Origin of the sequence: Micromonospora sp. NPDC049060, from assembly GCF_040649055.1 — a bacterium.
Taxonomy (GTDB): Bacteria; Actinomycetota; Actinomycetes; order Mycobacteriales; family Micromonosporaceae; genus Micromonospora; species Micromonospora reichwaldensis.
Genome location: NZ_JBEZEV010000138.1, coordinates 1 through 10,900 on the forward strand (window position 1 = coordinate 1; position 10,900 = coordinate 10,900).

Genomic DNA, 10,900 nt, shown 5'->3' on the forward strand with positions numbered 1-10,900 from the left:
CTACCGGGGCGCGGCCCGGATCGTCGCCGACGGTCAGCGGCCGGGGGACGCGGTCGTCTACTCCCCCCGGGAGAGCTGGCTCTTCCTCGACCTGGCCACCGGGTGCGTCAGGAGACGGTGCAGGGGGTGCCGTTGAGGGTGAACGCGGCGGGCTTCGGGTTCGATCCGGTGTGGGTGCCGTTGAAGCCGAAGCTGGTCGACGCGCCCGGCGCGAGCCGGCCGTTGTAGGAGAGGCTGGTGGCGGTGACCGCGGCGCCGGTCTGGGTCCACGTCGCCGACCAGCCCTGGCCGACCTTCTGGCCGGCGTGGGGGAAGGTGAAGGCGAGCGTCCAGCCGTCGATCGCGGTGGTGCCCGTGTTGGTGAGGGTGACGTTCGCGGTGAAGCCGCTGTCCCAGCCGCTGGTCGTCCAGGTCACGGCGCAGCCGCCGGACGCGGGCGGGTCGGCGGTGGTGACGGCGACCGGCGCGGACGCCGTCGAGGCGTTGCCGGCCGCGTCCACGGCCACCACGTGGAACTGGTACGCGGTCGCGGCGGTCAGCCCGGTCACCGCCAGCGTGGTGCCGGTGGGCGAGCCGACCAGGGTGTCCCCGCCGGCGGCCGACCGGTAGACCCGGTACCCGGTGACGCCGACGTTGTCGGTCGACGCGGCCCAGCTCAGCGTGAGCCCGGTGGCGGTGACCGCCGAGGCGGTCGGGGTGCCTGGGCGGGTCGGCGCGACGGTGTCGGGTGCCGGCGCGGCGGGCGTGGTCACCTCGGCCACGGGCGAGGCGGTCGAGCGGTTGCCGGCGCCGTCGCGGGCCCGCACCGTGAAGCGGTACGTCCGCTCGGGCAGCAGCCGGCTCACGGCGAGGGTGTTGGTGGCCGAGTTGAACAGGACGAGCGCGTCGCTGCCGACCTGCGCCTGGGTGACCTCGTAGCCGGCCAGTCCGCTGCCGCCGGCGTCGGTGGACGCGGGCCAGGTCAGGGTCAGCCCGGTCGCGGTGACGGCCGAGGCGACGGGGGTGCCGGGGGTGGTCGGCGCGGTGGTGTCCGGGGTGGCCGGCCCGGGCTCCTCGCCCCAGATCCGGGTGGCCCCGGAGTAGAGCGTGACCTTCCGGTTCGGCCCGGCCGTCGCCTGGTACGACGGGTCGTTCGTCGGGTCCCAGGTGCCGCCCTCGGGCACGCCGATCTTGAACTGCACCTCCATCCGGTGCTGCGACTGCCCGGCGGGCGCGATGGTGTGCCCGGTGCAGTCCACCTCGACGTACCAGATGTCGCCGGAGAACTGCCTGGCCGTGGCCGGCGACGGGCAGCCCTGGGTGTAGCCGGGGGTGACCGTGACCGGGCCGGTGCCGTCGGGGCGGAAGTAGTAGCGGAACTTGCCGTCGGTCAGGGCCCGGGCCGGGAAGGCGGACTTGTTGTAGACGATGGCCTTGAGGCCGGTGGCGCGCGGCTCGGCCTGCATCACCGTGGTCTCCACGGTCAGCTCGTCGATGTCCGGCGTCTCGGCGCGGGGGAAGCCGGCGAGCGGGGTGCCGCCGTACTCCTGGGCGAGCCGGGCCAGCGCGGAGCTGAAGCCGGCGTTGTAGTCGGTGGCGACCTCGTTCATCACGTAGTCCGACCGGCTGTCGGTGTACGCGTCGTTGGCCGCCGACGGGCCGCCGACCAGCGCGCCGTAGAGGGTGTGCCGGGTCTCGACGGGCACGGTCTGGCTGTCCCACCAGGAGCCGTGCGCGGTGCGGTGGTGCGGGTTCTTCGGGGAGTTGGCGCCGAACCCGATGACGTAGCTGGAGGCGCGCGGGTTGTCACCGAGGGCGTAGTTGATCTGCCGGACGGCGAAGTCCTTGTAGCGGGCCTTGCGGGTGGCGTCGGTGGTCTTGTCGCTGTAGACGAGGGCCGCGAAGGACGTGTTCGCCGCGTAGCGCAGCGCGCCCCACGAGTCGAGCACCGCCATCCCGCCGGGCGAGTACGGCACCCGCTGCCCGTTGACGCCGACCGTCCAGTAGTCGAGCCAGCGGTTGGCGTCGTCGACGTACTTCTGCTTGCCGGTCAGGTTGGCCAGCAGCACGTACGCCCCGAACTGCTTGTTGTCCCAGGCGATGGTCCACTTGTAGGAGCGGGTGGTGCTCTGGTTCTCGGTGCCGAGCTTGTCGTACTCGCTCTCGGCCTTGGCGAGGTAGGCGGCCTCGCCGGTGGCCCGGTGCAGCCAGATCGCGGACCAGACCAGCTCGTCCTGCCAGCCGCTCCAGGAGCGGTAGAAGCTGGTCGCGTCGGTGATGCACTCGTGGTAGCTCTTGCGCACCGTGTCGGCGAACGTGTGCAGCTGCCTGGCATGCCCGAGCAGCTTGTCGGCGTAGGCGGCGTCGGTGGGCCGGAAGACCATCGACGACGCGGCCATCGCCGCCGCCGTCTCCCCCGCCAGGTCCGCGCCGCCGCAGCTCGCGTCGATCTTGTACGCGGGCCGCGCCATCGGCATCACCTCGGCCGGGCCCCACCACTTGTGGTCGTCGTCGCCCTTGCCGACCTGTCCGTAGAGGACGTTGGGCGCCGGGTGCGCCTTGATGAAGTAGTCGTTGACGAAGCGCAGGTTGTTCAGCAGGTGCGGCAGCTGGCCGGAGGCGACGTAGCCGGCGCGGTACTCGACGGCGCCCCAGGCGAGCATGGTGGCGCTGAACGCCATCGGGAAGCCGAACTTGACGTGGTCGCCGGCGTCGTACCAGCCGCCGGTGAGGTCGCGCCCGACGTCGGCGCCGTCGGTGAGCGCGGAGTCGCCGCGCCAGGAGACCCGGTTCCAGTCCGGCAGCGGGCCGGACTGCTGCGCCTCGTAGAAGTAGAGCGACTTCTGCAACGCCTCGGCGTAGTTGAAGGCGGCGGCGGGCGCCGCGGCGGCGACGGGCGCGGTCCGTGTGGCGCCCCCGACCGCGGGCGTCGCGGCGGAGGCGGGCGCCGGGGCGGTGACGGCGAGGGCGAGGCCGGCGGCGAGGGCGCTGCCGGCGGCCAGCAGGCGGGGCAGCCAGGGCTGGTCGCCCGGCCGGCGCGGACGTCTGGGCTGACGCATGACGGGGCTCCTGTCGGTGGCGTCGCCGGCGGCACCGGGGACGGCGCGCGGGATGGTGGTCGGGGCCTGCCGGCGAGGGTGGTGGGGGTGCGGCCACGGGCCCGGGAGCGCTCCCATGGATGACCGACAATGTAATGCGGCGGTCGCCGGTTTGTGAAGACGCTCGCGGTGCGCCTGCGATGCGCCTGCGGTGCGCCCGCGCAGGGGCGCTGACAGGAAAGCCCTTACCTGCACACCGGGCGCACGTCACACCATCGATAAATATGGATTGGATTGCGACGTACGGGCAGGTCATCGCAGGGACGGGTGGGCGAAGATGCGCGTCGCGGCCGGGCGGGCGGCGGGCCTGGCGTTCCGGCATACGAACGTACTGTTGCCCGCCCCTTTCCGGCGCGCGACAGTACGCCCACACCAGCGGTGCCATCGACGTTGCCGCTCCCCCGGCCAACCTGAGGAGATCGCGATGGCTCTACGACTCGCCGACGGCACCGCCTGGTCCGAGACTCTCGCCCGCGCGGTGGCCGCCGCGCCCGAGGCGTTCGGCTCCCCGGTCGACGGTGTCACCACCCTGCACAACCTCGTCCGCGGCGACTGGCACGCGGTGGGCACCCCCAGCCCCGTACGCACGCCGGTGGACAACACCGTGCTGGTCAACCTGGCCCGCCTCGACGCGGAGTCCGCCCGCGCCGCGGTCGCGCACGCCGCCGCCGTGCACCGGGCCTGGGCCGACACCCCGCTCGCCGACCGCAAGGCCCGGGTCACCGACGCCCTGGACGCGCTCACCGCCCACCGCGACCTGCTCGCCCTGCTGCTGGTCTGGGAGATCGGCAAGCCGTGGCGGCTGGCCTGCGCCGACGTGGACCGGGCGCTCGACGGCGTCCGCTGGTACGTCGACGAGATCGACCGGATGCTCGCCGACGGCCGGGAGCCGCTGCCGGGACCGGTCAGCAACATCGCGTCGTGGAACTACCCGATGAGCGTGCTCGTGCACGCCGAGCTGGTGCAGCTGCTCGCCGGCAACGCGGTCATCGCCAAGACCCCGTCGCAGGGCGGGGCGGTCTGCCTCACCGTCGCGCACGCGCTGATGCGCCGGGCCGGGCTGCCCGCCACCCTGGTCTCCGGCGGCGGCGAGGAGCTGTCCGAGGTGCTGGTCCGGGCGCCCGAGATCGGCGCGGTGGCGTTCGTCGGCGGGCGCTCCAACGGCGGCAAGGTCGCCGCCGCGCTGCTCGACTCCGACAAGCGGCACTTCATCGAGCAGGAGGGCCTCAACGCCTGGGGCATCTGGAACTTCTCCCAGTGGGACCTGCTCGCCGGACACCTGAAGAAGGGGTTCGAGTACGGCAAGCAGCGCTGCACCGCGTACCCGCGCTTCGTGGTCCAGCGGGACCTCGTCGACGAGTTCCTCGACATGTACCTGCCGGTGGTGCGCTCCGTCCGGTTCGGACACCCGCTCGCCGTCGGCGACGACTGGACCGCCGGGGACCCGCTGCCCGAGCTGGACTTCGGCCCGCTGATCAGCGCCGCCAAGGCCGACGAGCTGCGCCGCAAGGTCGACGAGGCGGTACGCGGCGGCGCGGTGCCGCTGCACCGGGGCAAGCTGACCGGCGCGCCGTTCCTCGACGGGCAGGACACCTCCGCGTACGTGGCCCCGTCGGTGCTGCTGGCCCCGCCCGGCCGGTCCCGGCTCATGCACGCCGAGCCGTTCGGCCCGGTCGACACCATCGTCGTGGTGGACACCACCGACGAACTGCTGGCCGCGATGAACGCCTCGAACGGCGCGCTGGTCGCCTCGCTGGCCTGCGACGACGAGGAGCTGGCCGGCAAGCTCGCGGTCGACCTCCAGGCGTTCAAGGTCGGCATCAACAAGCCGCGCTCCCGGGGCGACCGGGACGAGCCGTTCGGCGGCCGGGGCGCGTCCTGGAAGGGCGCCTTCGTCGGCGGCGACCTGCTGGTGCACGCGGTGACCCAGGGCGGCGACGGCCGCCTCTACGGCAACTTCCCCGACTACAACAGCTACCCGACGACCTGAGGTGCAAGGAAGGGCACCCTGCTGACGCATGGCGATTGCAGGGTGCCCTTCCTTACACCCCGGCGGCGAACCGGCATCCGCCCGCTCGCTGCGCCGCCGGACAGCTCCCGTGCCCGCGGGCGACGCCTCACCCGTGCCGCGCGGACGCGCCCTCGACGAGCGGCACGGTGAGGGTCACCAGGGCGCCGTCCCGCTCGGTCGGGGCCGGCCGGCCGAGCCGCCGCACGGTGCGCAGCATCGGAGCGTTCTCCGCGTGGACGTGCAGCACCAGGGCCGCGTAGCCGGCCTGCTCGGCGTGCCGGACCAGCCGGCGCAGCAGGGCCGAGCCGAGGCCCCGACGCTGCCAGTCGTCGCGGACCAGCAGCGCCACCTCGGCCTCGTCGCCCTCGGCGAGCAGGTTCGCCATCGCCACCACCGACTCCGCCCCGGTGTCGCCGGCCGGCTGCGTCGCCCCGGCGTCGCCGGCCGTGGCGAGCAGGGTCACGCCCCGGGCCGGCTCCAGCAGCCGGCGCAGCCGGGCCGGGGTCGGCGTCCCCGCGCCGCCGAGGTAACGCCGGTGCCGGCTGCGCGCCGAGCAGCCCTCGTGCAGCTCCACCACGCCGGGCAGGTCGTCGACGGTCGCGGGCCGTACGGTCGCCTCGGCGCCGTCGGGCAGCACCAGGGTGACCTGCTCGGCGGCCCGGCGCGCGACGGCGGCCGACAGCTCGACCAGGGCCTGGGCTCGGGCGTACTCGGCCGGGGTGAAGCCCGGCACGGCGCGGCGCAGCGCGTACGACCCGCCGGCCGGGTCGTCCAGCAGCATGGTGGTGTCGGCGAGCCCGCCGACGCAGCCCGCCGACGCGGGTCGCCAGGTGACCGCGTCCGCGCCGAGCAGGACGCGCAGCGCCTCCCCGGTCGCGTCCGGGTCCCGCACCAGCCGGGTGGCCAGGCCGAGTGCCCGGGTCGGCTGGTCGGCGAGCCCGCGCGCCTCGCTGCGCGCCACCCAGCAGTCCCGGCCCCGCCCCCGGTGCACGGCGGCGACGAGGCCGGCCTCGTCGAGCGTGTCCGGCGCGTCGACCAGGAAGTCGTCGACGGCGCCCCGCTCGGTGGTGTGCACCTGCACGGTGAGGATGTTGACCCCCCGCAACGCCAGGCTGGCCGTGAGTACCGACAGGTAGCCCGGCCGGTCGTCCACGGTCGCCCGGATCCGCCACAGCGTCATGGTTCGCTCCCTTCCGCCTACGACCCTCGTCGGTGGCTGTTGCGGGCCGGTTGCCCGGGGGTGACGGCTCCGGTTCCGTCGCGCGACCTGCGCCACAGTGACCGCCACCGCCGAGCCGGCGCAGAGGCCCACGCCAGGCCGGCGCAAAGGTCCAAGCCGGGCCGGCTCAGCGACGTGAAGGCCGACTCAGGGTTTGGCGGGCACCGGCGATCCGACCAGGTCGAGCCGGTCGCCGAGGATCACCGCGGCGGCCCGGACGAGCTGCGCCAGCCGGTCCACCTCCGTGGCGTGGAACGCCGCCGCGGCCGGCGTCCCGGCGCACTCCCGGGCCGCCACCAGCACCAGGCCGGCCCGGCCGAACGGCGCGACCGCGACGTGCGCGCCGCCGGGCGTGCTGATCGCCCGGGCCCGCAGCGGGGTCACCTCCGGCAGCGGCGGCGGTACGGGCGCGCGCCAGCTCGCGTATCCGACGGTCGCCTCCCCGGCGGCGCCGGTCCGGGCGGCCCAGTCCACCGGCACCACCGCGGCGACCGCCCAGTCGGCGGCGAGCAGCCCGGGAACGGCGTCGACAAGTGTGGCGACGCCGTCGACCGGGTTGGCCGCGACCTGGGCCAGCAGCTCGGCGTCCTGCCCGGAGGTGGTGGGCGCGCCGATCGCCCGCCACACCCCGTCCACCCGGACGCCGGGGATCGCCGCCAGCCCGGCGAGCAGCCGCTCGACCCGCGCCGCGCCCGGCCAGACGACGGTGAAGTCGTCCACCGCCCGCCCGCCGAGCCGCTCCAGGACGACCACCTGGACGATGTCCGCACCGGACACGCCCATGGTGCGCGCCACCTGACCGAGCGTGCCCGGACGGTCCGGCAGGGTGACCCGAACTCGCAGCAACATGTCTGAACCCTCCGCTCGGCGGGCCGGCACCGCTGGCCGGCAGGCTGGGCCCCAGCCTGGCCGGTGGCCGTTTCGCCCCTGTTGCCGCGGCATGTCCCGAGGGTCAACTCCCGACCTTGACAACATGGCGGAGCTGCCATCAACTAATCGGATGACCGAGCCGGCCGTCGACGCGCACGGGCCGGGCAGCAGCCCCGCCGCCTCCCCCCGCGGGCTGGATCTCGACCGACTCGCCGCCCACCTGGCCCGGCACCGGCCCGAGCTGGCCGACGGTCCGCTGCGGGCCCGGCTGATCGCCGGCGGCAAGTCCAACCTGACCTACCTGCTGGACGCCGGCGGGCACGAGGTCGTGCTGCGCCGCCCGCCGCTCGGGCACGTGCTGGCCACCGCGCACGACATGGCCCGGGAGTACCGGGTGATCTCCGCGCTGGCGCCGACCGACGTGCCGGTGCCCGCCGCGCTGCTGCTCTGCGAGGACGCCGAGGTGATCGGCGCGCCCTTCTATCTGATGGAACGGGTGCACGGCGAGGTGTTGCGCACCCGCGCCCAGACCGACCCGCTCACCGCCGACCAGCGGCGGGAGCTGGCGCTGGCGATGATGGACACCCTCGCCGCGCTGCACGCGGTCGAGCCCGCCTCGGTCGGGCTGGGCGACTTCGGCCGGCCGGAGGGCTACCTCGCGCGGCAGGTCCGCCGGTGGGCCGGCCAGCTCGACCGGTCCCGCAGCCGGCCGCTGCCCGGCATCGAGGAGCTGCGGGACCTGCTCGCCGGCACCGTGCCGGAGGGCGCCAACGCCGGCCGGATCGTGCACGGCGACTACCGGCTGGACAACCTGCTCGCCACCGTCGACCCGGTGGCCGTACGGGCCGTGCTCGACTGGGAGATGGCCACCCTCGGCGACCCGCTGGCCGACCTCGGGCTGCTGCTGACCTACTGGGACGTGCTCGGCGACAGCGAATCGGCCGCCGGCAACCCGGTCGCCGACGGGCTCGGCCCGCGCGCCGGGTTCCCCACCGGGACGGAGCTGATCGAGCGGTACGCCGGGCGCGGCGACGTCGACGTCGGGCCGCTGCACTGGCACGTCGCGCTCGGCTGCTTCAAGCTCGCGGTGATCTGCGAGGGCATCCACTACCGGCACACGCTCGGGCAGACGCTCGGCGAGGGCTTCGACCGGATCGGCGACATGGTGGCACCGCTGGTCGAACACGGGCTGACCGCCGCCAGGGAGCGTTGATGGACTTCGCCTACGACACCCGCACCGAGCAGCTGCGGGCCGAGCTGACCGCGTTCCTGGACGAGCACGTCTACCCGGCCGAGCCGGTGCACGCCGCACAGGTGGCCGCCGCCGGCGACCCGTGGGCCCGGCCCCCGGTGATGGCCGAGCTGAAGGCCGAGGCGCGCAAGCGCGGCCTGTGGAACCTCTTCCTCCCCGACCCGCGCCACGGCGCCGGTCTGACCAACCTCCAGTACGCCCCGCTGGCCGAGCTGACCGGGCGCAGCCCACACCTGGCCCCGGAGGCGCTCAACTGCGCCGCGCCCGACACGGGCAACATGGAACTGCTCGCCGAGTTCGGCTCGCCGGAGCAGCAGGAGCGCTGGCTGCGACCGCTGCTGGAGGGCGAGATCCGCTCCGCGTTCTGCATGACCGAGCCGGAGGTGGCGTCCTCGGACGCGACGAACATCGCGACCCGGATCACCCGCGACGGCGACCACTACGTGGTCAACGGGCGCAAGTGGTGGTCGTCGGGGGCGATGGACCCGCGCTGCGAGATCTTCATCGTGATGGGCAAGACCGACCCGGAGGCCGACCGGCACCGCCAGCAGAGCATGATCCTGGTGCCCCGGGACACCCCGGGCGTCGCCGTGCGGCGGGGCATGACGGTGTTCGGCTACAGCGACGCCTCGCACGGCGGCCACGCCGAGGTCGACTTCACCGACGTCCGCGTACCCGTGGAGAACCTGGTCGGAGCGGAGGGCGCCGGCTTCGCGATCGCCCAGGCGCGGCTCGGTCCCGGCCGGATCCACCACTGCATGCGGCTGGTCGGCATGGCGGAGCGGGCCCTGGAGCTGCTCTGCCGGCGGGCGCTCGAGCGGGTCGCGTTCGGCCGGCCGCTCGCCGAGCAGGGCGTGGTGCGCGAGTGGATCGCCGAGTCCCGGGTGCGCATCGAACAGGCCCGGCTGCTGGTGCTCAAGACCGCCTGGTTGATGGACACGGTCGGCAACAAGGGCGCGCACACCGAGATCCAGGCCATCAAGATCGGCACTCCCGCCATGGCCGAGTGGGTGATCGACAAGGCCATCCAGGCGTACGGCGGGGCCGGCGTCAGCCAGGACACCCCGCTCGCCGCCCTCTGGGCCCAGTCGCGGACGCTGCGCCTGGCGGACGGCCCCGACGAGGTCCACCGCTCCTCGCTGGCCAAGCGCGAACTACGCCGCTGGTCGGCCTGACGGGCGGCGGGACGGGCCGACAGACGGGCGTGCGGGCAGCGGGGCAGCGGGGCATGCTGCCGTGTCGGCGCTGTCGAGCTGATGTCGTAGACGACTCAGCTCGACAGGCACAGCGGCGGGTGCCGCCCGGGGCGGAGAGGGCGGCGCGGGGCCGGTCGTCACCGGCGACGGCGGTGGTCCGGGGTCAGGCAGGTGCGGCGCCCCGGGATCAGGCGGAGGCGCGTTCGATGAGTTGGGTGTCCAGGAGGATGTGGGGGGACGGAAGCTCGTCGCCGCGGATGCGGCTGACCAGCAGGCGGGCCATCTGCCGGCCCATCTCCTCCACCGGCTGGAAGACCGTGGTCAGCGGCGGCTCGGCCTGCCGGGAGATCGGGGCGTCGTCGAAGCCGATCACCGCGACGTCCTCCGGCACCCGCCGGCCCGCCTCGCGCAGCGCGCGCAGCGCGCCGAACGCCATCAGGTCGGAGGCGACGAAGACGGCGTCGAGGTCGGGGCAGTCCTCCAGCAGCCGACGCATGCCGGCCGCCCCGCTGCCCTCGCTGAAGTCGCCGTACGCGATCAGGGCGGGGTCGACCCCGCCCCCGGCGGCCCTGACGGCCTCCTTGTAGCCGGTCAGCCGGCCCAGGCCGGCACCCATGTCCTGCGGGCCGGCGATGGTGGCGATGCGCCGCCGCCCCCGGCCGGCCAGGTGTTCGACCGCCCGCCGGGCGCCGCCCACGTTGTCCACGTCGACGTAGTACGCGGGCTGCGCGCCGGGTTGCAGCATCCGGGCCGGGCGACCGCCGAGCACGGTGGGCAGGCCGCGCTCCTCCAGCAGGGTGGGCAGCGGGTCGGAGTCGTGCAGCGACAGCAGCAGGACCCCGTCGACGTGCTGGTTGGTCAGGTGGTGCTCGACCCGCTCCCGCTCGATCGGCGACTGCACCATGGCCAGCCAGAGCTGCAACGGGGTCTCCAGCAGCCCCGAGCTGACGCCCCGGACGATGCCGGCGAAGAACGGCTCGGTGAAGACCCGGTCGCCGGATTCCGACACCACCAGGGCGATCGAGTCGGTGCGTTGGGTCACCAGGGCACGGGCGGCCCGGTTCGGCACATACCCCAGCTCGGCGATGGCCTGCTGCACCGCGGCGCGCGCCTCGGGGCTCACCTGGGGTGAGCCGTTGACCACCCGGGAGACCGTCCCGCGACCGACGCCGGCGCGGGCGGCGACGGCGTCGAGGGTCGGGCGCCCGAGCGACCGGGTGCGCTGCGTTGTCATTGTCTGCTCCTCCGACGGCGGACCGGCCCCGGCGCCACCCC

At 74.6% G+C, this 10,900-nt stretch carries 7 protein-coding genes; 3 read left to right on the plus strand and 4 right to left on the minus strand.

Features of this window, described 5'->3' with window-relative positions:
* Positions 1-107 precede the first annotated feature (107 nt).
* Complete coding sequence (locus AB0B83_RS29135) at positions 108-3,038, minus strand: glycoside hydrolase family 9 protein (protein WP_357580847.1); 2,931 nt, start codon at positions 3,036-3,038, stop codon at positions 108-110.
* A 463-nt stretch (positions 3,039-3,501) separates the two neighbouring features.
* Between AB0B83_RS29135 and AB0B83_RS29140 the strand changes: the two genes are divergently transcribed.
* Complete coding sequence (locus AB0B83_RS29140) at positions 3,502-5,067, plus strand: aldehyde dehydrogenase family protein (protein WP_357580848.1); 1,566 nt, start codon at positions 3,502-3,504, stop codon at positions 5,065-5,067.
* Positions 5,068-5,194: 127 nt separating this feature from the next.
* Here the strand turns inward: AB0B83_RS29140 and AB0B83_RS29145 are convergent, their stop codons facing one another.
* Both AB0B83_RS29145 and AB0B83_RS29150 read right to left on the minus strand, forming a co-directional pair.
* Positions 5,195-6,268, minus strand: a complete 1,074-nt coding sequence (locus AB0B83_RS29145) for a GNAT family N-acetyltransferase (protein ID WP_357580849.1) — start codon at positions 6,266-6,268, stop codon at positions 5,195-5,197.
* 186 nt (positions 6,269-6,454) lie between these two features.
* Complete coding sequence (locus AB0B83_RS29150; RefSeq protein WP_357580850.1) at positions 6,455-7,156, minus strand: amino acid-binding protein; 702 nt, start codon at positions 7,154-7,156, stop codon at positions 6,455-6,457.
* A 151-nt stretch (positions 7,157-7,307) separates the two neighbouring features.
* Between AB0B83_RS29150 and AB0B83_RS29155 the strand changes: the two genes are divergently transcribed.
* Both AB0B83_RS29155 and AB0B83_RS29160 read left to right on the plus strand, forming a co-directional pair.
* Positions 7,308-8,390 (plus strand): phosphotransferase family protein, encoded by a 1,083-nt coding sequence (locus AB0B83_RS29155; protein ID WP_357580853.1) that lies wholly within the window; start codon positions 7,308-7,310, stop codon positions 8,388-8,390.
* Positions 8,390-9,604, plus strand: a complete 1,215-nt coding sequence (locus tag AB0B83_RS29160) for an acyl-CoA dehydrogenase family protein (RefSeq protein ID WP_357580851.1) — start codon at positions 8,390-8,392, stop codon at positions 9,602-9,604. The genes AB0B83_RS29155 and AB0B83_RS29160 overlap by 1 nt, the downstream gene beginning before the upstream one ends.
* 208 nt (positions 9,605-9,812) lie before the next feature.
* Here the strand turns inward: AB0B83_RS29160 and AB0B83_RS29165 are convergent, their stop codons facing one another.
* Complete coding sequence (locus tag AB0B83_RS29165) at positions 9,813-10,859, minus strand: LacI family DNA-binding transcriptional regulator (protein ID WP_357580852.1); 1,047 nt, start codon at positions 10,857-10,859, stop codon at positions 9,813-9,815.
* Positions 10,860-10,900 lie beyond the last annotated feature (41 nt).